General features: G+C 53.7%; 19 protein-coding genes. 1 reads left to right on the top strand and 18 read right to left on the bottom strand.

Annotated features, from left to right (window positions below; translation table 11 throughout):
• The 3 genes from HQL52_01410 to HQL52_01400 all read right to left on the bottom strand — a co-directional run.
• Nucleotides 1-436: hypothetical protein (locus tag HQL52_01410; GenBank protein MBF0368086.1), on the bottom strand; the 436-nt coding region annotated here is incomplete at its 3' end.
• Nucleotides 437-757: 321 nt separating this feature from the next.
• Nucleotides 758-1282, bottom strand: coding sequence for a copper chaperone PCu(A)C (locus HQL52_01405; GenBank protein ID MBF0368085.1), 525 nt, complete (start codon nt 1280-1282; stop codon nt 758-760).
• Nucleotides 1279-1809, bottom strand: coding sequence for an SCO family protein (locus HQL52_01400; protein MBF0368084.1), 531 nt, complete (start codon nt 1807-1809; stop codon nt 1279-1281). Before HQL52_01400 ends, HQL52_01405 begins: the two co-directional genes overlap by 4 nt.
• A gap of 544 nt (nt 1810-2353) precedes the next feature.
• Between HQL52_01400 and uvrA the strand changes: the two genes are divergently transcribed.
• Nucleotides 2354-5188 (top strand): excinuclease ABC subunit UvrA, encoded by a 2835-nt coding sequence (uvrA, locus tag HQL52_01395; protein MBF0368083.1) that lies wholly within the window; start codon nt 2354-2356, stop codon nt 5186-5188.
• 514 nt (nt 5189-5702) lie between these two features.
• On the opposite strand, the gene HQL52_01390 is transcribed toward uvrA, so the two are convergent.
• From HQL52_01390 to HQL52_01320, 15 genes are all read right to left on the bottom strand, one after another.
• Nucleotides 5703-6236 (bottom strand): MucR family transcriptional regulator, encoded by a 534-nt coding sequence (locus HQL52_01390; protein MBF0368082.1) that lies wholly within the window; start codon nt 6234-6236, stop codon nt 5703-5705.
• 1231 nt (nt 6237-7467) lie between these two features.
• Nucleotides 7468-8571, bottom strand: coding sequence for a chorismate synthase (aroC, locus tag HQL52_01385; protein MBF0368081.1), 1104 nt, complete (start codon nt 8569-8571; stop codon nt 7468-7470).
• A 4-nt stretch (nt 8572-8575) separates the two neighbouring features.
• On the bottom strand, nt 8576-9358 hold the full coding sequence (locus HQL52_01380) for an enoyl-ACP reductase (protein ID MBF0368080.1): 783 nt from the start codon (nt 9356-9358) through the stop codon (nt 8576-8578).
• A 100-nt stretch (nt 9359-9458) separates the two neighbouring features.
• Nucleotides 9459-10628 (bottom strand): SAM-dependent methyltransferase, encoded by a 1170-nt coding sequence (locus tag HQL52_01375; GenBank protein MBF0368079.1) that lies wholly within the window; start codon nt 10626-10628, stop codon nt 9459-9461.
• An 84-nt stretch (nt 10629-10712) separates the two neighbouring features.
• Nucleotides 10713-12164, bottom strand: coding sequence for an NADH-quinone oxidoreductase subunit NuoN (nuoN, locus tag HQL52_01370; GenBank protein ID MBF0368078.1), 1452 nt, complete (start codon nt 12162-12164; stop codon nt 10713-10715).
• A gap of 106 nt (nt 12165-12270) precedes the next feature.
• Complete coding sequence (locus HQL52_01365; GenBank protein ID MBF0368077.1) at nt 12271-13755, bottom strand: NADH-quinone oxidoreductase subunit M; 1485 nt, start codon at nt 13753-13755, stop codon at nt 12271-12273.
• Nucleotides 13756-13801: 46 nt separating this feature from the next.
• Entirely contained in the window at nt 13802-15721 is a 1920-nt protein-coding gene (nuoL, locus tag HQL52_01360) for an NADH-quinone oxidoreductase subunit L (GenBank protein ID MBF0368076.1), read from the bottom strand.
• Nucleotides 15722-15746: 25 nt separating this feature from the next.
• Nucleotides 15747-16049, bottom strand: a complete 303-nt coding sequence (gene nuoK, locus HQL52_01355; protein ID MBF0368075.1) for an NADH-quinone oxidoreductase subunit NuoK — start codon at nt 16047-16049, stop codon at nt 15747-15749.
• The gene (locus tag HQL52_01350; GenBank protein ID MBF0368074.1) at nt 16046-16642 is read right to left on the bottom strand and encodes an NADH-quinone oxidoreductase subunit J; all 597 of its coding nucleotides are present in this window, start codon (nt 16640-16642) and stop codon (nt 16046-16048) included. The genes nuoK and HQL52_01350 overlap by 4 nt, the downstream gene beginning before the upstream one ends.
• Before the next feature lie 16 nt (nt 16643-16658).
• Nucleotides 16659-17156: an NADH-quinone oxidoreductase subunit NuoI gene (gene nuoI, locus HQL52_01345; GenBank protein MBF0368073.1), complete on the bottom strand. Its 498-nt coding sequence runs from the start codon at nt 17154-17156 to the stop codon at nt 16659-16661.
• 13 nt (nt 17157-17169) lie between these two features.
• A complete protein-coding gene (gene nuoH / locus HQL52_01340) occupies nt 17170-18198 on the bottom strand; it encodes an NADH-quinone oxidoreductase subunit NuoH (GenBank protein MBF0368072.1) in 1029 nt (342 codons plus the stop codon).
• Between the two features lie 132 nt (nt 18199-18330).
• Entirely contained in the window at nt 18331-20730 is a 2400-nt protein-coding gene (nuoG, locus tag HQL52_01335; protein MBF0368071.1) for an NADH-quinone oxidoreductase subunit NuoG, read from the bottom strand.
• Nucleotides 20731-20746: 16 nt separating this feature from the next.
• Nucleotides 20747-22027, bottom strand: a complete 1281-nt coding sequence (gene nuoF, locus HQL52_01330) for an NADH-quinone oxidoreductase subunit NuoF (protein ID MBF0368070.1) — start codon at nt 22025-22027, stop codon at nt 20747-20749.
• Between the two features lie 178 nt (nt 22028-22205).
• On the bottom strand, nt 22206-22718 hold the full coding sequence (gene nuoE, locus HQL52_01325; GenBank protein MBF0368069.1) for an NADH-quinone oxidoreductase subunit NuoE: 513 nt from the start codon (nt 22716-22718) through the stop codon (nt 22206-22208).
• Nucleotides 22719-22790: 72 nt separating this feature from the next.
• Nucleotides 22791-23972, bottom strand: a complete 1182-nt coding sequence (locus tag HQL52_01320) for an NADH-quinone oxidoreductase subunit D (GenBank protein ID MBF0368068.1) — start codon at nt 23970-23972, stop codon at nt 22791-22793.
• Nucleotides 23973-23999: the final 27 nt, after the last annotated feature.

Genomic DNA, 23999 nt, shown 5'->3' with positions numbered 1-23999 from the left:
CACCAGCCATCTTACCGCAACCACCGGATCCACCAGCCATCTTGCAACAGCCACCAGATCCACCAGCCATCTTACCGCAACCACCGGATCCACCAGCCATCTTGCAACAGCCACCAGATCCACCAGCCATCTTACCGCAGCCACCGGAGGCACCGCTCATCGGCGCAGGATCCTGCACTCCTTTTTTACAAACACGACCTTTTGGAGAATTCTCCCCACCGCTGGTTTCATCTTCAACCAAAACGGACTGACCCACAGCCGCCAGGGTGTTCTCCTCCCCACCCTTTTGGGCCAGCGACTCCCCGGAAAGCATGGGAGCGTTGTGTAAAGGACAGAGTTGCGTTTCAGCCAAAGCTTCGCCACTTCCCACCAAAAACGGCAGAGAAAACCAAGCCACAAACAATCCAACAAGCCATTTACGGGATATCAAAGCCATCCTTTTCTCCTTATCCGGCACATTTTTGGTGACACTTCATCCGAAAAGTGTGGACAATTTAGAACATGATGGAAACAAGCGCAAACCGTCGCTGATCAGATCATGGGATCAGAGATAGCCCAAGAGGCCAACCCAAAGGGATCGCATATAAAAAGGGGCTTTGGCTAAAACCAGGAGGGCGCTGAAAAGAAAATCCAATGGGAGAGCTGGGCCAGGATGGGCTGACAGGCGTGCCTTGGCCAGCAGAGGTGGGGCTCATCCATCGGGCACGGGGGGCTTTGGCTGCGCTTGTTTCACCCCCGCACCCAATGGATCAAATCATCAATGCTTCATCATGTGCTTGGAGTGATCCATGGGCTTGGAGTGATCCATCTCCTTGCCACCCATTTTCATCTTGCCCATGGGGCCTTTTTTCACGGGAGCACTCACGACCATCTCCTCGCCGCTGCCAAAGGTGAGGACCATCTCCACGGTATCCCCTTCCTTGATGGGGGCCTTGGGGCCGATCAGCATCAGATGCAAGCCACCAGGACGGAGCATCACCTCTTTGTTCACACCGATCTTAAGCTCTTTTTGCTCGATCATGTGCGCCATGCCATCGTGCATTTCAGTGCGATGGATCTCCACCTTGTTGAACTGATCGCTTTTGGCACCGGTCAGTACCTGCTCGGTATTGGAACCGTTCATGAGGATAAAATAACCTGCCATCACTGCGGCATTGGGAGGTGCTGCCCGCACCCAGGCCTTATCCACATGTACGGTATGGCTGCCATCCATCGCTACAGCCCCACTCTGCACCCCAAATCCACAGACCAGGGCCGCAAACAGCCCCAACAGATATTTCATGGTGTTTCTCCTTCGTGTTGTTTTCGTATTTGAATAAAACGTTCAGCCAGTTTCCGGGGTTCATGGGGAGCTGGAAAAATCCCCACAAAGCGCCCCTTGGGATCGATCAAAAAAACCGAAGCGGTGTGAGAGACCAGATAATCCTCTTCCTCCTGCCCCGGCCTGATAAAATAGACAGCCCCCACCTGAGTTGCCAGAGCTTGTATCTCTTTGGGATCACCAGTGAGCCCGACAAATGCGGGGTGAAAATAGTCGACATACGCGCCCACCCGCTCCGGGTCATCCCGCTTGGGATCCACCGAGATAAAAATCGCCCGCAAGCTTTCGTCCAGCGCCCTTCTCTCTTCAAATTCTACAAAAACACCCTCCAAATCCCCCATCACCGTGGGGCAAATATCGGGACAAAAAGTATAACCGAAAAACAGCAGACTCCAATAGCCCCCAAACTGTTCCGGGCCAAATGACCCACCCCGATGATCGATCAGCTGGAAGGGGGTAAGGGGTTTGGGTCCAACCGCCAGGAACACCTCTCTGGCTTCTTTGGAGGTTACGTCCTCGGGATACGCCTTGTGAGAAAACCCAAAAAACCCCACGATCACAAGCACAAGCCCCCATTTCACAGGCCATCGCCCAAGATCGATTACACCGGAAATCCGGATCACGTGTCGCCTACCTCCCTTCAGAGGCTGGAAAAATGATATCTGACATTTTTACCCCAAGAGGATTTTCCCAGTGCAGATTCCCGGCCATCCACTGATAGAGTTGATTTTGGGGAGAATTTGTTCCCTACTCCATCAAAAAAATGTGTCAAATGCCCCAATCTGCTGCATATGACCCACTCAAGAGCCGGAAAACCGCCCGACCCCATCGGGAATGGTTGCGGAGCAGGGGCCAGCAATTTTAAGGTGAAGCCACTAAACCAACGACTGCCCCTCTCAACCACCGACCTGACGCCCCCCTTCGCTGTCTCCCCAAAAGATGGCGCCCTCTGCGGCAAGAAGGCGTAGCAGCGTCCGTCACCGGATATCCACCGCATAACATTGGAGCATTTTTTCACCCCCACTGTCCGCCATGAAACCAAAGAAAATCATCATCCGGGGTGCCCGGGAGCATAATTTAAAAAACATCAACCTGGAGCTGCCCACCGATGCCCTTACCGTCATCACCGGCGTCTCCGGCTCCGGCAAATCCTCCCTGGCCTTCGACACCCTGTCGGCGGAAGGGCAACGGCGCTATGTGGAGTCCCTCTCAGCCTATGCCCGGCAATTTTTGAGCATGCGCTCCAAACCCGACGTGGATGCCATCGAGGGTCTCTCCCCGTCCATCTCCATCGAACAAAAATCCACCTCCAAAAACCCCCGTTCCACGGTGGGTACGGTGACGGAGATTCACGACTATCTGCGCCTGCTCTTTGCCCGCATCGGCAAACCTTTCTGTCATGGCTGTGGCGATCCCATCGAAAGCCAGACCATCAGCCAGATGGTGGATGCCCTGCTGGATCTGCCGGAAAAAACCCGCATGCTCCTCACCGCTCCCATCGTCATGGGTCGCAAGGGAGAGTATCGCAAGGAGTTTGCCCAGCTGCAAAAACAGGGATTCACCCGGGTGCTGGTGGATGGCGAAACCCATGAGATCAATGAAGTCCCAGCCTTAAACCGCAAAATCAAACACACCATCGCCGTGGTGGTGGACCGGCTGGTGGTCAAACCCGGCATTGAAGCCCGACTGGCCGACTCCCTGGAGACCGCTCTGGGACTCACCGAAGGCATTGTCAACGTGCTCATTCCCGGCGCCGAAGCCCGGGAAATTCTCTTTTCCGAACGCCACGCCTGCATCCGCTGCAACATCTCCTATCCGGAAATCGAGCCCCGGCTCTTTTCCTTCAACAATCCTTTTGGGGCCTGCACCCGCTGCGGTGGACTGGGTAGCGAAGAATATTTTGACCCGGAACTGGTGGTCCCCAACCCCGACCTCACCCTCCGGGGTGGAGCCGTCGCCCCCTGGGCCAAACCCACAGCCCACCAATCCCGGGAAATTCTCTATACCGTGGCCGAACATTTCGGCATCGACATCCGCACCCCCTGGACAGATCTGCCCGAAGGGGACCGGGAAGTGTTGTTAAACGGCGGTGGGGAGGAAAAAATCCGTTTTAAATATCGCGGTTTTCGACGCCGACGGCGCACGGTCCACCAGCAGTGGGAGGGCATTCTCGACCTGCTGGAAAAACGCTATGTCGAAACCGAATCCGACGAAGTGCGGGAAGAGTTGCGCCAATATCGCTCCGGCTCCCCCTGCCCCACCTGCCAGGGACAGCGACTGCGCAAGGAAGCTTTGCATATTCGGGTGGGCCAAAAAAACATCGCCGAATTTTCAGCCCTCCACCTGGACCACGCCCAGACATTCCTCCACGACCTGAAGCTCACCCCCCGGGAAACAGAAATCGCCCGGCGAATTCTCAAGGAGGTGCAGGACCGTTTGGGTTTTCTCATCTCCGTCGGCCTCGATTATCTCACCTTAAACCGCTCAGCAGCCACTCTGAGCGGTGGGGAAGGGCAGCGGATACGCCTGGCCAACCAAATCGGCTCCGGGCTCACAGGGGTGCTCTACATCCTGGATGAGCCCAGTATCGGTCTCCACCAACGGGATAACCGCCGCCTGCTGGATACCCTCTTCAAGCTTCGGGATCTGGGGAACACCGTGGTGGTGGTAGAACACGACGAAGAGGCGATCCGCTGTGCCGACTATCTGGTGGATATGGGACCGCGAGCGGGAGAGCACGGGGGAGAGGTGGTGGCCAGCGGCAAACCTGAGGTGATCACCCAATCGGCCAACTCCCTCACCGGCCAATATCTCTCCGGCAAGTTGACCATCGCCATCCCTGAAAAACGGCGAGAGCCGGACCTGAAACGGATCATCTCTCTGTCAGGAGTCGCCACCCACAACCTGCGCAAAGTCGACGCCACCCTGCCTCTGGGGCTATTCAACTGCATCACCGGGGTTTCAGGTTCCGGCAAATCAAGTCTGATACTGGATACCCTCTACCCGGCTCTGGCCCAACGGCTCCACTCCGCCCGGGTCGCCTCCGGCGTGTTTGACCGGATTCAAGGGCTCTCCCAGCTGGACAAGGTGATCCACATCGACCAATCCCCCATCGGTCGCACCCCCCGCTCCAACCCAGCCACCTACACCGGGCTCTTCACCCCCATCCGAGAGCTCTTTGCAGCGGTTCCCGAGGCCCGGGCCAGGGGTTATAAGCCGGGACGCTTCAGCTTCAACGTCAAGGGAGGCCGGTGTGAAGCGTGTGCCGGTGAAGGCCTTTCCAAAATCGAAATGCTTTTTTTACCGGACATTTTCGTCACCTGCGATCTGTGCGATGGCTCCCGATACAACCGGGAAACCCTGGAAATTCTTTTCAAGGGCCTCTCCATCTCCCAGGCATTGAATCTCACGGTGGAAGAAGCCCTGGAGCTCTTTACCGCCTTCCCGGCCGTACGCAATAAACTCAGCACCCTGATGGATGTCGGCCTCGGTTATATCCGCCTGGGACAGGCCGCCACCACCCTCTCCGGGGGGGAGGCCCAGCGGGTCAAAATTGCCCGGGAACTCTCCAAACGCGCGACGGGCCGAACCCTCTATATTTTGGATGAACCCACCACCGGCCTGCACTTTGACGACATCCGCAAGCTGTTGGAGGTGTTGCAACGACTGGTGGAATCAGGCAACACCATCGTCGTCATCGAGCACAACCTGGATGTCATCAAGTGTGCCGACTGGATTATCGACTTGGGACCGGAGGGGGGTGAAAAAGGGGGATGCGTGGTGGCGGAAGGCTCCCCGGAGATCGTCGCCAACAAAAAAGGCTCCTGGACTGGAAGCTACTTGAAAACCATCCTGGAAAACCAATAAAACCCGCTTTGGCAGCAAAGACAATTCTGATGAAGAAAACAAAATACCGTTCCTACAGTCAGCATCCGTTTAGCCCTGGTATAGCAGGCCCACCTTAAGAATTGGACACTCTTCTCTGACGCGTCCCCCCTGCAAAAGTGAGGATCCAGGGAAATAATGATGGCCCTCAAGAAACAATCAACTCTTCAGAAAATCAGGTGAAGGTGGTCAAGGTTTGGAAAGGTTCGTGCCAAGCCCCCTATTCCCACCTTCGCGGCAATAACGGCAAAAGTGCAACGGTATACATCCAGCTCTTAATGGGAATGGCTATAGAAAAAACAGCCCCACCGCCAAGCCCTCCCTGGCGATAATCTCCCACGACCACTCAACCAGCCCTGAACCAAACGGGTGTCCAAAAAAACGCCAAAAAAAACGGGTCTTCCCCATGGAAAGGCCCGTTTTTTTTATCCTAATCATCAATCCTTCAAACCGCCTGCCCACCCCTTGCAGCAATCAGAATCCAGCTATCCACCTGTTAGGGTTTGTTTTTTTTTGAACGCTTTTCCTTGCGGGATTCACGCAGCTTTTCCCCCAATCCGGCATCAATAGCCAACTGGCGCCGTCGAGCGGAATAGGAGGGTGAAACCAGAGGAAAATCTTTAGGCAAGTCAAACATCTGCCGATAGTCATCGACATTGACCTTGTGGGAGCGGGTCAGATGACCTTTGAGCGCCTGACAGGCCTTGCCGCAAATCAGGCAGGTTACCGCATCTTCCCGTACAGCCTTATCGATGGCGACGGCAGGCTTGGGCTTGATTTTAGGAGCAGGTTTGCGTGAAGTTGCTGCAATGCTTTTTCCTTCGGCACTATTTTTTTCCTGTTTGGCCGACTCGTCAGCTATCGGATGAGGGACCGGATAAGCCATCTCCTCAAGTTTTCCCCCGGAGAGGCTGCTCAGGGTGCCGTAAATTTGATTAATCAAACCGGGCACCTCGTTAGCTCGTATTTCATTATTTGAAACGTAGGCACCGACAATCTCGGCGGCGTGCTTGACTAAATCAGATGACATCTCATTTCCCTTTCTTTAATTAAATCCCTTCTTACTATAATTATTTTTTTTCTTTTCCAATTGTCAAGAAGTTTTCTGGTTTTTTCCCTTTTATAAAGTCGAAATCACCAACGCCAGGATGTTCCAACACCGACTCAATCAAGAAACGGTCTCCTTTCCAACCAGACCCATTTCGCTACTGACCTCTTCTTCCAGTTCTATACCAGACACTTTCAGGACCAATTTTTACATTTTTTTCTTGTCATAAATTCCTGCAAGGCATGAAGATCCTGAATCACGATATCCCTTTGAAACGATATAGGATTGAAAGTTCCGGGACAGGAATTGATAAGGGATCATTTCCCATACTTCCAGCAGTTAAAACAATCCAGGCGACATCTCGACCTCAGGCTGGAAGAAACCGAAAAATGCCGACACGATCAAACCAACGGCATTTCTGGATAAGGCCCTTCCCTCTTCCTGTAACTCCAGAAAAAATCCTGAAAAATATCGAGAGCTTTCAAGGACTACCCGGCTTATTTCAAAAGGCAGGGTGATGGCATTAAAAATGGGGATCTCTACTCACCTGCCATGGGAGTAAAAAAACCTGGAATAATCGTCAATTTTTTATTGAGGCAAAGCTGGCTGGTGAGGTCTGTCATTCTGCCAGAGCCCCGCATTTCAATGTCTATTTAGATCAGGCTCCTACCTTACCCCTTTGCTTGGCCTCTTTAATCAGAAATCGTTGGCAAGGAATGCCAGATCCCAGCCTCAAGTTGGCCCAACACTCAAAATAGCAAGATAGGCTGGACAGCCCACTCCCCATGAGTCCTACTGGATCATATGTTTTCAAACCAAGAACGGTCTGCAAATCATGACCACCTCCTTACCTTGGGAGGGTGCCAAGCCGGAATGGCCTACCTCTCCACCGGCCCCCTGAAGGGATAAATAAGACATAAAATTATCATCAAAAAACTGTCCGTAAAATACAATTGTACTTTTATGTCAGATGATAGCCCATATAGGGTGGGCATGGTCAAGGTGAATACCAACTAAGGAGAAATTTTTTCTCATAATCATTGCCTCACATCCTTATCGACAGGAGGCTGACTGGAATGGTGAGGGAAAATCGGGACAGGAATGGTGGGAAAATTCCCCGCAATACCAAGAGAACAGGGAAAAAGGAGGACAAAAACAGGATGTTTTTGTGAACGACGGAAAATGAAGAAATGGATCTCCAGGCAGGGGAGGGTCAGGGCATGAAGGTCCCTGTAACAAGCTCATTACGGCTTTTGAACTGTAAAAAATGATCGATCAACACCAGAGCGACCATGGCTTCAGCAACAGGCACAGCCCGAATGCCCACGCAGGGGTCGTGGCGCCCTTTGGTAACGATCTGGGCAGGGTTGCCATGGATGTCTACGGTTTGTCGGGGCACGCTGATGGAAGAGGTCGGTTTGACGGCCAGGCGCATCACAATCTCCTGGCCACTGGAAATCCCCCCCAGGATCCCTCCCGCATGGTTACTTGAAAATTGAACCTCCCCAGTACCATCACCGGGAAACATTTCGTCAGCCATAGCCGATCCGGTGCCATCGGCTGCAGCCATGCCAGCACCAATTTCGACCCCCTTAACGGCGTTGATGGACATCAATGCCTTGGCCAAATCAGCATCCAGTCGATCAAATATCGGCTCCCCCAATCCAGCCGGAACCCCTTGGGCCACGACCTCCAGCAAGGCCCCCACTGAATCCCCTGCCTTGCGAATGGCGTCAAGTTCGTCGGCAAATTGTTCTGCCGCCAGGGCATCAGGACAAAAGAAAGGGTTGCGCCCCACCTCCTGCCAATCCCACCGCGCCCGGTCAATTTTATGACCTCCCATACCGATCAGAGCACCGCGAATGGAGATACCTTGGCTTGAGAGCAGCTTTTTGGCAATCCCCCCGGCAGCCACCCGCATGGCGGTTTCCCTGGCTGAGGAGCGCCCCCCACCCCGGTAATCCCGAACCCCATATTTTTTCCAGTAGGTATAGTCGGCGTGACCAGGCCGAAAGAGATCCTTGATAGCGGAATAATCCCGGGAGCGCTGATCGCTGTTTTCGATGAGCAGACCGATGGGGGTGCCCGTGGTGACCCCTTCGAACACCCCGGAGAGGATGCGTACCTGGTCCGCTTCCTGGCGCTGGGTCGTGTGACGGCTTTGACCAGGCCTTCGACGGTCGAGATCAGTCTGAAGATCCTGCTCAGTCAGGGGTAACCCTGGAGGACACCCTTCCACCACCGCGCCGATGGCAGGGCCGTGGCTCTCACCAAAGGAGGTCACTCTGAACAACAGTCCGAAACCGTTACCAGACATACCGTCAGTCATCCACCGCCTTCATGCCGACGATGTGATAACCAACATCGACATGGAGAACTTCACCAGTGATTCCACTACCATGATCAGAGAGCAGGAAAAGGGCCGCCTCACCCACTTCGGAGGCATCGACGTTGCGTCGCATGGGGGCGTTATCCCGGTTCCAGTTCAATATGGATTTAAAATCCCCAATACCGGAGGCGGCCAGGGTTTTGATGGGACCGGCGGAGATGGCGTTGACGCGAATACCACCAGGGCCCAGATCAGCTGCCAGATAACGGGTGCTGGCCTCAAGAGCCGACTTGGCCACTCCCATGACATTGTAGTGGGGCATCACCCGCTCGGCCCCCAGATAGGAGAGCGTCACCACGCTGCCCCCCGCTTTCATGAGAGGAGCGGCCTCTCGACAGATAGCCGTCAGGGAATAGACCGAAATATCCATCGCCAGGTGAAAACCTTCCCGGCTGGTCTGGACATAGTGACCCTTTAATTCCTCTTTATTGGCAAAAGCAACGGCGTGCACCACAAAATCGACCCCACCCCAGCGTGCTCCCAGTTGCTCGAACACCTCTTTTATTTCAGCATCAGAGCCCACATTACAGGGAAACAACAGGTCGGATTCCACCTGTTCGGCCAATGGGCGAACGCGTTTTTCCAGCGCCTCACCCAGATAGGTAAAGGCCAGATCAGCCCCTTCACGGTGGCAGGCCCGAGCAATCGCCCAGGCAATGGACCGCTCATTGGCTACCCCAAAAATCACACCCCGCTTGCCATTCATGATGCCCATCACACCAACCTCTGCGCCATTGATTGATGACCTGTCATTGACCGATCCTATGCCGACTATTGTTTAAACTTGTCATAATCTATCATCAATGCTTGGCGGATCAAAGGCGATCACGTTGATTGTTCAATCGGAAACCCAAAAGCCCGCCGATTTCCATCCCTCTTCCCTGGACCAAAACCTTGAATCGCTCCCCCATCTCCTGGGGCAGGATAAGACGCATGACAGCTTGTCGAAGCTCAGCCCCCTTGGCGGAATCCAACCCTTCCTTCGCCAAAACCATCTCCAACCGCTCCAACATGCCAACACCCATCAGATACCACGCTTGGGTTGTATAGCCATAGGTGGTAAGCCCGCCCGCCACACCAGATCGGGCCAAGGCTGAAAAATCCACATGCGCCGTCAGATCCATCTGCCCCGGATAGAGCAGGGGGTCATCTACCCGATGGTGCCCCCGATGGCCTACAAGGGTTCCACCTGCCCGCAACGGCGCATAATATTCCCGACTGGTGTAGCCATAATCGATCGTTACCATCAGGCCTCTGGCTATCTTGCCCGCCATCTGCTCCACCCATCGACAGCCAGGAAGCCCCACCTCGGTACGATAGCCTACAGCCAGATCCACTCCAATCGACTCAAAATAGTTTGAAACAAGAGGTGACACAGGTTCAATCAGGTTGGTTTCAAACCCCTCCCCCCCTGAAACCACAGCCAATTCCTTGAGCCCCTCCGTGGTCATTTCAACCCAGTGCACTGGAAAGGCATCCAAAAGTTCATTGGAAAAAATCACCCCATGAATCGACCGATCGGCCAATTCATCAGGATCGCTCAACCACTGAACCTTTTCCTCCTCCAGTAGCATCTCCTGAAGATATTTTTTTTGCTCGGAACGAAAATCGGGGCTTTTCTCCAATAATATATAGTGCAGAGCAGCATTAAATTGAGGAAATCTTTTGGCAGTCCGCAAGATATCTCCAGCAAGGCGGCCACTTCCCCCCCCACCTTCCACCACCTGAAAAACAGACGGCTTGCCCAAGGCTTCCCAGACCCGGATCCATTCCAGAGTCAACAACTCCCCAAACAGGGAGGTCATTTCCGGGGCAGTGACAAAATCCCCTTCACGCCCCAGGCGGGTTCTGGCCCCCATATAGTAGCCATGCAAAGGGTGGTAAAGAGCCAACTCCATAAAACGCCTGAAGGGGAGCTTCAAGCCAAACTGATCCATCTCCTGCCGGATCGTCGCTGCCAAGGGAAAAGTGGAAGAATCACTCATGTCAAAAAACAGAAACCCCCCTGCCTTGATCCAGCAGAGGGGTTGATTTTTCAGGAGGAAGGTTCATTCAGATACGGTCGCGTATCATAGAAAGTTCTGAATGGATGCCTCTGTCCAGGAGAGAAGATACCCGGGGAAGATTCCCCACACCAGAACGACAAAACTGCTCACGGCGATCACCACGCGACTGTAGGAGGTAACCGGCATTTTGAAATCATCTTCGGCTTGGTCGAAGTACATGAATTTGACAATGCGAAGATAGTAGAAGGCACCCACGGCGGAGAAGAGCACGCCCATGATGGCTACTCCCAGCATGCCGGACTTGACGGCGGCCATGAAGACATAAAACTTACCGACAAATCCTGCCAGAGGTGGGATGCCTGCCATGGAAAACATAAACATCGCCATAAGAAAGCCAAGGAGCGGTCTTTTATGGGCCAAGCCTTTATAGTCGGTAATGGATTCGCCGAACTCCCCATCGTGATTCAAGACCAGGATCAGAGCAAAGGCTCCCAGGTTCATAAAGATATAGATGGCGAGGTAGACCAGAACCGCTTGAAAACCCTCAGCCCCCCCAGCAGCCAATCCGATCAGGGCATAGCCCACATGACCGATGGAGGAGTAAGCCAACATGCGTTTGATGTTGGTTTGTACGATGGCGGCAAAGGCACCTACAGCCAGTGACAGCAGAGCCAAGAGCTGGAGAATGGTGCTCCACTGCTCCTGCAAATGGCCAAAAGCCCCGGGTAGGATGCGATAGATAGCGGCGAAGGCGGCGAGTTTGGGAAGAACCGCCATGAAAGCTGTCACCGAGGTGGGTGCCCCTTCGTAAACGTCAGGTGCCCACATGTGAAAGGGTGCAGCGGCAATCTTAAAAGCCAAACCGGCGATCACGAGAACCAGACCCAGCCCCAACCCGGCACTCAAATGTCCTTGTTGCAAGATGGCAGGCAGCTCACTAAAGAGAGTCGTGCCGGTGTTGCCATAAATCATGGAAATGCCGTAGAGGAGCAGGCCGGAAGCAAGGGAGCCCAGCAGAAAATATTTAAGACCCGCCTCGTTGGATTTGGGATCGTCCCGACGATAAGCAGCCAGGATGTAGATGGAGAGGGACATCAGTTCAAGACCAAGGTAGAGGGTGAGAAAATCACCGCTCGAAGCCATGATCATGGCACCCAACAGGGAAAACAGGGTCAGAACGTAGAATTCACCGTTGGCTATACCGATTCGCTTGGAGTAGTCCCACCCCAGAAGAATCGCCATGATGGTGGCCAGATACATCAGCACCTTCATGAAGACTGAGAAATAGTCGGCGACAAAAAAGCCGCCAAAGGTGGTCTCAACCGCTTGACCATTCCCCCCAACAATGGAAAAGAGGGCTGCCACGGCTATTGCTGCGATGGCGGCCAGCCCTATCTTGCGCTGGCCGTCCTTGCCCAGCCAAGCGCTTGCAAGCAGTAGTGCTGCACCAGCCAGGGTGATGATGATTTCGGGCAGAAGCAGCGAAAGATCGATATCCGGCATTTGGACTGGCATTTCTTTCAGAGGCTCCAAAGCAGTCGGGTCATTGAGGTCTCACACCGGGAGAGCTTTCAACTGCCCTACGATTGGTATGAATAGTGGGTCCCTGGAAGTCCCGTCTTCAATACATGGCCAGGGCGGCTGATCCTGTTTTTACAGTATTGGCCTGAATCAGCAGGTGCTCTACAGAGACGTGGAACATATCCAAAAATGGTCCGGGATAAAATCCAATCCAGAAGACCAACACGATCAACGGCACGAACATGGCGATCTCCCGCTTGTTCATGTCCATCATGGCCTTGACATCGTCGTGGCGAATGTCACCTAAGACCACTTTCTTATACATCCACAACATATATGCAGCACCAAGAACCACACCTGTAGCGGCCACAGTCGCCACCGCCTTGTTGGCTAGAAAGGCTCCGACAAGAATCAGGAATTCTCCGACGAAGCCGTTGGTGCCAGGAAGCCCAACCGAGGCCATGGTGAAGAGCATGAAGATAACAGCATAGACCGGCATCCGTATGACCAAACCGCCGTAGCGGGCAATCTCCCGGGTGTGGAGTCGATCATAGACGACACCAACCAATAGGAAGAGTGCGCCTGAGACGATACCGTGGTTGACCATCTGAAGAATGGATCCTTCCACCCCTTGTTGATTCAGGGAGAAAAGCCCCACGGTGACAAACCCCATATGGGAGACCGAGGAGTAGGCGATCAATTTTTTCAAGTCGGACTGAACGAGGGCGACCAGCGCGGTATAAACGATGGCCACCATCGAAAGACCAAAGACGAGGGGCACGAAAAAGCGCGTGGCATCTGGCAACATCGGAATGGAAAAACGCAGGAAACCGTAGGCACCCATTTTCAGCAGAATACCAGCCAGGATAACGGAGCCTGCTGTGGGGGCTTCCACATGGGCGTCCGGCAGCCAGGTATGGAAGGGCCACATGGGCACCTTGACTGCGAAGGATATAAAAAAACCTAAAAAGATCCAGGCTTGGAAGTTGAAGCCAAAGGGAATCTCCATCAGATCCGGAATGGAGAAGGTGCCCCCTTTGATGGAGATGGAGAGCACGGCGATCAACATCAACACCGAGCCAGCCAGCGTGTAGAGGAAAAACTTGAGTGCCGCGTAGACGCGCCTGGGTCCCCCCCACACTCCGATGATCAAAAACATCGGAATCAACATCGCTTCCCAGAGGATGTAGAAAAGGACGAAATCGAGAGCGCAAAACACCCCAATCACGAAACTTTCCAAAGCCAGGAAGGCGATCATGTACTCCCGCACATGCTTCTGGATCACATCCCATGAGGCCAAAATACAGATGGGCGTGAGTAGAGCGGTGAGGAGAACAAATGGCAGACTGATGCCATCGATGCCCATGCGGTAGTAAACCCCAAAGGCGGGTAGCCAGTTGGCTTCTTCAGTAAACTGAAAGGTCGCAATAGTTGTGTCGAAGCCTGCATAAAGCCGCAAGCAAAGCAGAAACGTCAGAACCGACGTTCCCAGAGCGACTTTTTTGGCAAGTTCGACGTTGTTCCGGACCAGAATGAAAATGGCCAGGGCGCCGATCAGTGGTAGAAAAGTAACCAGACTCAGCATAGCCTAAGATTCCCGCAGGGGCTTTTGTTCACTAAGGGTCCGAACATCAGGGATAGAAGGTCACGAGCGCCATGACACCGATGATCATGGCAAACGCGTAGTGGTAGACATAGCCAGTTTGCAGCTGTCCCATCCCTTTGGCCCATCGCACGACAGTAGCGGCGAGGCCATTGATGCCATATCCATCGATAATGTTTTCATCACCGGTTTTCCAGAGCCCTTTGCCGATGGACTTGGCAGGCTCGATGAAGATCCGACTATAGAGCCGGTCGAAATACCAGGCGTTCACAAGGAAATTGTAGGTCTTGTTCCATTTGGCAGCCAGGTTGCCTGGTATATGCGGAGACTTCATGTAGAGGATGTAAGAGAAAATCACCCCCAACAGAAACATACCGAAGGGCAGCCACTTAACGAAAAAGCCAACATGATGGGCATTTTCAAGGGCGTTGTGACCAGGAGCCAACACAATGGCATCACCAAACCAGCCAGCATGAATCATCGGCAGCCCGATCAGCCCGGCAAAGACCGCACCAACTGACAGCACCAAAAGGGGCCCCCGCATGGTCCATGGCGCTTCATGGGCGTGATCATAAGCGTGCTGATCAGCCGGTTTGCCGTGGAAGGTCATGAACACCAGTCGGAATGAGTAGAAGGTGGTCATACCAGCGGCAATGATACCCAAAATCCAGGCATACATTCCCGGACCTGTATGTGCTGCAAAGGCGGATTCGAGTATGGCATCTTTGGAATAAAAACCGGCGAAGAGGTAGGGAAATCCGGTCAGGGCCAAGGTGCCAATCATCATGATGGCGTAGGTGATGGGGATTTTTTTGATCAGCCCCCCCATCTTGCGCATGTCCTGTTCGTGGTGCATGGCGTGAATCACTGCACCGGCCCCAAGGAAGAGCAGGGCTTTGAAGAAGGCATGGGTCATCAGGTGAAACATCGCTGCAGCGTAGGCAGAGACACCAGCGGCGAAGAACATATAGCCCAGCTGGGAACAGGTGGAGTAGGCAATCACCTTCTTGATGTCATTTTGTACCATCCCCACGGTCGCAGCAAAGAAAGCTGTCGAGGCTCCGACGATGGTGACGACCATCAAGGAGGTCTCGGAAAGCTCGAAGAGCGGGGAAGCACGACAGACCAGGAAGACACCGGCAGTCACCATGGTGGCAGCGTGAATCAGAGCAGAAACCGGGGTCGGACCTTCCATGGCGTCGGGGAGCCAGACATGGAGCCCAAGCTGAGCCGACTTACCCATGGCACCGATGAAGAGCAACAAGGTGATCAGGGTGATGGTCTCAACCTGCCCGAAGATCAAAAAGTCGACGGTCTGGGGATATTGCCCGGTCCCGGCCATCTGAAACACCTCTTGGTAGTTGAGGGTTCCAAAGACCATGAAGATGGCAAAAATACCCAGAGCGAAGCCGAAGTCGCCAACCCGGTTGACCAGGAAAGCTTTGATGGCAGCATTACAGGCGGACTCTTTCTTAAACCAGAAGCCAATCAGCAGATAGGAAGCCAGACCGACCCCTTCCCAGCCGAAGAAGAGCTGGAGAAAGTTGTCGCCGGTAACCAGCATCAGCATGGCAAAGGTAAAGAAAGAGAGATAGGCGAAGAACCGGGGGTTATCCGGGTCATCTTCCATGTAGCCAACCGAATAGATGTGGATCAGGGTCGATATCCCTGAAACAACGATCAGCATGATGGCGGTCATCCGGTCGATCAAGATACCGAACGAAACCTTGAAATCCCCAGAGACGATCCAGGAGAACACCTCCTCGTGGATAATCGGGCCATCTCCCACGGCAACTTGAAAAAAGACCGTGATGGATAACAGTGTGGAGAGCAGCATGCCGACAATGGTCGTCATCTGACACATCCACTTACTGAGATACCGACCGAAGAGTCCGGCAATCAGTGCCCCGATCAGGGGAAACAGAATGATGAAAAGGTTCTTGCTCATACCCTCGTATCCAACTCCGTCAGGGTCAACCTTTCAGGGAATCGATATCTTCGACATCGATGGTGTTGCGGCTACGGAAAAAGGTGACCAGAATCGCCAACCCGATTGATGCTTCCGCTGCTGCCACGGCCAGGACGAAAAAGGTAAAGATTTGCCCTGTTATGTCCCCCATGAAGTGGGAGAAAGCCACAAAATTGATGTTCACTGAGAGGAGGATCAACTCAATGCTCATCAAGATGAGGATGACATTCCTCCGATTCAGAAAAATCCCGAATACGCCGATGGTGAACAGTAAGGCGCTCAATACTTGATAGTGGGTCAAGCTCATGGTTTGGACGCCCCTTCACCAGATGCCACATCTACCAGCTCGATGGCATCGTCGCGGGTTCTGGCCAACTGGTCGGCGATATTTTGCCGTTTGGCCCGAGCCCCTTCCCTAAACGTCAGTGCCACGGCTCCGATAATGGCAACCAGTAACACTACCGATACAATCTCAAAGGGGTAGAGAAAACGTGTGAAAAGTACCCGCCCGATTTCCAGGGTATTTTCCACCTCTACGCCACCTGCCTCCACATGCGTCCCATGATGACTTAATGCGATGATGACCATTTCTGCCAGGATGACCAGCCCCACTGTGATTCCAAGGGGCAGATGCTTGACCGCTCCTTGACGCAGTTGGGCAAAGTCCAAATCCAGCATCATCACCACGAACAGGAAGAGGACAGCCACCGCTCCCATGTAGACCATGATCAGGATGGCGGCCAAAAACTCCGCTCCGATCAGCACAAAAAGTGCGGCGGTGGTGAAAAAGGTCAGCACCAGGAGCAACACCGAATGAACGGGGTTCCTGACCGTGATAACGCCCAGGGCGGCTACCACGGTGATCAGTGCAAACAGGTAGAACACGAAATCCGCTACCATTGCAGGGTCTCTCCAGCTACCGGTACTTGGCGTCTGCCTTGAGGTTTTCGTTCAGTTGTTTTTTCCACTGCTCACCATTGGCCAGCAGTTTGTCCTTATCGTAAACCAGTTCTGCCCGGGTCTCGGCAAAAAATTCAAAATTGGGACCCAGGACAATGGCATCGACAGGACATGCTTCCTGACAAAAACCGCAGTAGATGCATTTGCCGTTGTCGATGTCATAAATACTTGTGCGCCGATCAGGGGCTTCGCTTTCGATATCAATTTCGATAAAGATCGCTTGCGCCGGGCAGATCGCCTCACACAACTTACACGCTACACAGAGTTCTTCACCCGTACCATCATCCCGTCGCAGTGCATGCTCTCCCCGAAAACGCGGGGATTGGGGCGTGCGCTCCTCCGGATATTGAATGGTAATCTTGGGTTTGAAAAAATATTTCAGCGTTACGCCCATCCCGGCAAAAAGCTCCCGGAGGGCCAAGCTACTGATGAAGGTTTTGATATCCGCGCCCATGATCATAATCCTCCTATGCCTTGCCGATCAGGTGAAGAACGGTTCCGGTGAGGAAAATCCAGAACAGTGAGATCGGCAGGAATACTTTCCATCCCAGTCGCATGAGTTGATCGTAGCGATAGCGCGGGAAGGTAGCTCGCAGCCAAAGGAAGACAAAGAGCAGGAAACCCACCTTGGCGAGCAACCAGACCAGTCCCGGAATGAAGGAGAGGAAGGCCACTGGGGGCAACCATCCACCGAGAAAAACGATGGCACCAACGAAGGAGACTAAGATCATGTTGGCATATTCCCCCAGGAAAAACATCCCGAAGGTCATCGCCGAATATTCAACATTAAATCCGGCTACCAACTCCGGATCAGCCTCTGGCAGATCGAAGGGCGCGCGGTTGGTCTCTGCCACGACGGATATGAAGTAGATGACGAAGAGAGGCAGGAGCGGAATGATGTTCCACATATCTGCCTGTGAAGCAACAATTTTGCCCAGATTGAGGCTACCGGCCAGCATCACTACCGGTATAAGGGTAAACCCCATGGAGACTTCGTAAGAGACCATCTGTGCCGCTGAACGAATCGCTCCCAGGAAGGCATACCTGTTGTTGGAAGCCCAGCCCGCCATGAGTACGCCATATACCCCCAGTGATGAAATGGCGAGGATATAGAGCAGGCCTACGTTGATATCGGCCAAAACCAGTTCGGGGGAGAATGGAATCACCGCCCAGATCACTAGTGCCGGTATCAGCGTCAGGGTGGGAGCCATCAAGAAGAGCACCTTATCCGAACGTTCTGGAATAAGGGTTTCTTTCATGAAGAGCTTGACCGCATCGGCCATGGGTTGCAGGATTCCGAAAAATCCGACCCTGTTGGGGCCGATACGCACCTGCATGTAGCCGATGACCTTGCGTTCCGCCAAAGTCAGGTAAGAGACGGCAGTCAGGACCGGTACCAGAACGACCGTGATCTTGATCACCACCCAAACCAGGGGCCACAGAATTCCCAGATAACTCTCTCCGAGACTGTGAATCTGTTGTAGAATTTCAGCCATTCTTTAAGCTCACAGTGCCTTCAGATCGTTTCTTGGTTTCACCGCCTGTTCTCTCTTGCAGCGAAACAACCGTCAAACGGGCAGCCAGCAGCCCCATCCAATGGATCCACCTCTCCCCCGAAGGGGAGTTAATCATAAACCGACCAAACTGACCGACGGGAGGCCTTCACCGCCAGAGCTTAGCCCTTGAACCAAAGCGTCTGCCTGGCCGTAGGAGCCAAACAAAACCCCTGAAGGAACGTCACCGTCGATGAGAGCTTCCAGCTCAATGCTCTCTTCTCCTTGAATGAGGCGTACCTTCTGACCATCTTGAATTTTTTTGGTTTGGGCATCTTCAGGGCTGATCCGTATACGGGATCCACCGGCCAGAAGTCCCATCACTTTGGAGCGTCGTGAAACGTTATCGTCTTGGTAAAAGGAGGGTTCGAAAACCAAAACCATCCCGTCACCTGAAACTTTTCGTTTGCCATCAGCCGGTTCGAGACCAGTCGTTACCGGGCTGTGATCGCAGGCCGGAGCCATTTCGTCCTTACCCAAGGTGTCCAGACTGTAGCGATGATCCGCCTCGGCCATGGCCTTTCGAAGGGCCTCTATGGTGTTGTAGCCAAGCGGGGCGGCAAATCGGTCACTCAGAGCGCGCAAAATACGCCAATCCTCTTTGGACTCAATGGGTCCCATGATGGCTCGTGGGCTCCGTTGCACCCGCCCCTCACAGTTGGTCAGGGTGGCGTCACGCTCTCCGGGGGCTAGCCCAGCCAAAACCACCTCGGCATTCTGGGCAGCCTCGGTATCAAAGGCCCCAAGATAAATCACTTGAGCCTTTTCAAGAGCCTGTTTGGCCAGTTGGGTATCAACGGCGTCAAGCCCCGGGTCACCACCCAGAACAAAAAGGACTTTGATCTCTCCTGCTGCTGCTGCTGCAAGAATTTTCCGAGCGTTATAACCCTGACTATCAAGCTTTCGGTAGCCAGGACCGCGATGGGGTACAACCCCCAGATCCAGTGCCGCAGCATTGCTCCGAGCGGGAATCCGGTTAAAACCATTCCACTCGCTGCCAAGGGCACCCAGTTCATTCAGAATAGCAACGGTACGCCGCCGTAGGGTTTCAGCCTCGGGATGGTTAACCGCATATTCCCCCAAAATGATGGCCGGTTTTTTAGCAGCCTTAAGGGCTTGAGCGATAGCCCCGGCCTCACCTTGGGCAGAACCGTTTTTAATCCCTTGCTGAACATCCGCCAGAAATCCAGCTTCGCTCCCTGGGCTGAGAACGACTCCCTGAAGGCCAGGCAGATTGCTTTCCAGTGTTCTGGGATGAACTGCAAAAACCTTGGCACCCGCAACGATCGCTTTTCTCACCCGTAGATTGAGAAGAGGAACCTCATAACGACTGTCCAGACCAACCAGGATAATCGCATCGGCCTGCTCCAGCTCTGCGAGCGGAGTGTTCATCAGGAGGTCGGCCCGGGTCAGAATTGTATCGTCGGAGCTGAAATCCCGTTGCCGCAGACGATGGTCCAGATGTTGGGTTCCGATGCCATTTCGCATCAGATCCTGAAAGGCAAATAGCTCTTCAGCCCCCTGCCCTACATCTGTAGCCAGTCCGGCTACTTCTTCGGGTTTAACACCCTTCAAGATTTCTGCTGCACGGTTGAGGGCATTCTGCCACGACGTTTTGCTAAGCCCTTCCCCGTTGCCAACTCGGATCATCGGTGCTTCGAGGCGCTCTTCACCCAGTCCGTCGTAGGCGAAGCGGCCTTTATCACAGATCCAGCTGATGTTGATGGGCAGACAAGGTACCGCCATCACCCGCTTGACCTGGTTATCCATCTGGTCGGTACGGGTACGGCAACCAACAGGGCAGTGACCACACACCCCGAAGGTGCTTTTCAGCTCCCAGCCCCGGGCTTGAAAATGAAAGGGCTTGAGATTGAGAGCACCCACCGGACAGAGTTGTGCCAAGTTGCCGGAAAGTTCTGAAGAGAGGGTCTTCTCAACGTAGGTTCCGACCCGCATGTGATCACCACGGAATACGGCACCCATCTCTTCAACGCCAGCGATTTCGGCAGAAAAACGGATACAGCGCGTGCAGTGAATACAGCGGTTCATCTCGGTTTCGATCAGATGGCCGAGATTGGGGTTTTTCAGCTCACGCTTGGTTTCGTGGTACCGGGAGCGATCACGGCCATATTTCATGGCCAAATCTTGGAGTGAACATTCCCCGCCCTGATCGCATACCGGACAATCCAGGGGGTGGTTGATCAGCAAAAATTCCAGAACCCCGGAACGGGCAGTCTGAACCATCTCGCTGTCGGTCTTGACCACCATTCCGTCGGTGACCGGCATGGCACAAGAGACCACAGGCTTGGGCATTTTTTCTACTTCCACCAAGCACATCCGACAGTTTCCGGAAATGGAAAGCCTGGGGTGGTAGCAAAAATGGGGGATGGGGATTCCGAGCAACTTGGCCGCCTCCATGATGGTGGCACCCGGCTCGACGTTGATCTCCTTCCCGTCGATGATCAAAGTAGGCATTTTGTCAGTTCGCTCCTCACCCCACCATGCAGCGGCCGTGTTCGACGTGGTGGACGAACTCGTCCCGGAAGGCCTTGATGGCCCCAACCACCGGCATGGCAGCGGCATCTCCCAGGGCACAGATCGTTTTCCCCTGGATATTCACACAGACATCCAAAAGAAGATCGATGTCCTGATGTGTTCCTCGACCCGACTCAATTCGTTCCATGGTCTGGGCCAGCCAGCCGGTACCTTCCCGGCAAGGTGTACATTGCCCACAGGATTCGTGGCGATAGAATCGGGAGAGCCTGGCAATGGCGCGTACGATGCAAACCGATTTATCCAGCACAATCACCGATCCAGCACCCATCATGCTACCCGCTTTGGCCAAACCATCGTAGTCCATGGTCACTTCAGCACAGATATCCGCCGTCAGTATAGGTGTGGAAGAACCACCGGGAATCACGCCCTTGAGATTTTCCCACCCACCTCGAACGCCCCCTGCATAATCATTGAGCAGAGTCTTCAAAGGAATGCCCAGTTCAACCTCGTGCACACCGGGCTTGTTGACATGCCCGGAGATTGAAAAAAGCTTGGTTCCGGAAGATTTGGCTACACCCAGTCCAGCGTACCACTCTCCGCCATTCGCCAAAATATCGGGAATGGAGGTGAGAGTCTCCACGTTGTTGATAACCGTGGGACAGCCCCAGAGTCCGATATTGGCTGGAAACGGTGGTTTAAGGCGGGGTTGGCCCTTTTTGCCTTCCAAGGACTCGATCAGCCCGGTTTCCTCACCGCAGACATAGGCACCAGCTCCCCGATGAACGTTCAGTTCGAATCGAATGCCCTTGCCCTGAATATTGTCACCCAGGTGGCCTGCCTGATAGGCTTCGTCTATCGCAGACTGGAGGCGTTCAGCCTCACGAACAAACTCGCCACGGATGTAGATATAGCCCCGTTCAGCTCCTACCGCGTAAGCGGCGATGATCATCCCCTCAATCAGCAGGTGGGGATCGTGCCGAAGAATTTCCCGATCCTTACAGGTGCCGGGTTCACCTTCGTCGGCATTACAAATCAGATATTTGGGCCTTGGATCATCCTGGGGAATAAAAGACCATTTGAGCCCCGCTGGAAACCCAGCACCACCCCGCCCACGGATTCCGGACTTCTTGACCTCATCGATGACTTCCTGGCGACTCATGGCGAGTACCTTGGCAGCAGTCGAATAGGTTCCCTGGGCTTCAGCCACAGCAAGCGTGTGGCTGTTTTCCAGGTGAATATTCTTATAGACGACCTTGATGGTCGAGGTTTGGCTCATGTTCGGTCTCGTCCGTTCTTTTCCCGTGACCGGGAATGGCTTGTTCGGTCTCGTCCGTTTAGACAATACTCAGGCTGAGCGTTTGGTCAGATCAGCGCTGGGCCGTCTCAAGCTTGTTGCTGTTTAAAACGGGTAAACTACCGTTCTTTTGGTAGAACCCTGGGACCAACTTGCCTTCTCAGGGTAGCCGGTCAATCGCTTCCGCTACTTTTTCAGGCGTCAGATCTTCGTAATAATCATCGTTGATCTGCATCATCGGGGCATTCACACAGGCCCCAAGACACTCCACCTCGGTCAATGTAAAACGACCATCTTCACTGGTTTCGCCGCCCTTGACCTTGAGCTTTTCAGCAAGAGAGCCCATCACCATGTCTGAACCGCACAGCCAACAGGAAATATTGGTGCATACCTGCACGTGGTATTTCCCTACGGGTTTCAGATTGTACATGGTGTAGAAGGTCGCCACCTCATAGACCCGCATGGCCGGAATGTCCATATATTCCGCAATGTAGGCCAAAACTTCAGGTGAAAGCCAGCCACCAAATTCCCGCTGTGCCAGATGCAGAATTGGCATCACTGCGGATTGGCGATACGCCTCGGGGTACCGTTTATAGATCCCTTCGATCTCTTGACGGGCCTCCGGGGAGAACCGGGGCTTTTCGCTTCTTTGATCTTGTTGCAATTCGCTCATGAAACGCGCTGCCGCCTGGTCTTGTTTATTGCCGTTAAGTCCGATATTGACCGGACCGTTTGTGCTGCTCTTTTAACGGTCGATCTCACCGAACACGATGTCGACTGTGCCGACAATGGTCGTCACATCCGCAAGCATATGGCCCTTGGTCATATATTTCATGGCGTGGAGATGAGGATACCCAGCTGCCCTGATTTTGACCCGATAGGGTTTGTTCCCGCCGTGGGAGATGATATAAACCCCCAATTCCCCTTTGGGCGTTTCCGTCGCGGCATAAACTTCCCCAGCCGGTACGGTAAAGCCTTGGGAAAAGAGTTTGAAGTGATGGATCATATCTTCCATCCCTTCCTTCATCTTTTCCCGATAAGGTGGCGAAATTTTGAAATCTTCGTGCCTGACCGGGCCATCTTTCATCTGGTCAAGACACTGGCGGATAATCCGATTGGATTGCCGCATCTCTTCAACCCGTACCAGATAGCGATCATAACTATCGCCATTCTTGCCGACGGGAATATCAAACTCGATTTTGTCGTAAGCGTCGTAGGGCTCCGCCCGACGTAGATCAAAGGCGATACCCGACCCCCGCAGCATCGGTCCGGTAAAACCCAGATCCAGAGCCTTTTCCGGGGATACGATTCCGATATCCACCAGCCGCTGTTTCCAGATGCGGTTGTCGGTGAGCAGGGTTTCGTATTCATCAATTCGGCTGGGAAAGGTCTCGGTGAAAGCACGAATTTTTTCCGCAAGACCGTCAGGAAGATCCTTGGCCACCCCACCGGGACGAAAGTAAGCCGCGTGAATCCGGGCACCGGAGACCGCTTCATACATGTCGATGATCTCTTCCCGCTCCCGGAAGCAGTAGATAAACATGGTCATGGCACCGACATCCAGACCATGGGCCGCCAGGAAGAGCAGGTGATTGAGAATCCGGGTCAGTTCTGCAAAAATAACGCGGATATATTGTGCCCGCTCAGGCGCTTCGATCTCCAGAAGACGCTCAACGGCAATCACCCAGGAATATTCTTCACTCATCATGGACATGTAGTCCAGACGGTCAAAATAAGGGGTTCCCTGGAGATAGGTCTTATGCTCCAGAAGCTTTTCAGTGCCCCGATGCAAAAAACCGATATGGGGGTCGGCCCGCTCCACAACCTCGCCGTCCAACTCCAAGAGCAGACGCAACACACCATGAGCCGCCGGGTGTTGAGGCCCGAAGTTGACGGTGTAGTTTTCGAATTGTTTGCGTTCCGACATCCGATTGCCTTTTCGAAAAACTGGAAA

The sequence above is a fragment of the Magnetococcales bacterium genome, from assembly GCA_015232395.1.
In the GTDB taxonomy this organism is placed as follows: domain Bacteria; phylum Pseudomonadota; class Magnetococcia; order Magnetococcales; family JADFZT01; genus JADFZT01.
Note: the sequence above shows the minus strand (reverse complement) of the source record. Positions and strands in the feature narration are given on the sequence as shown.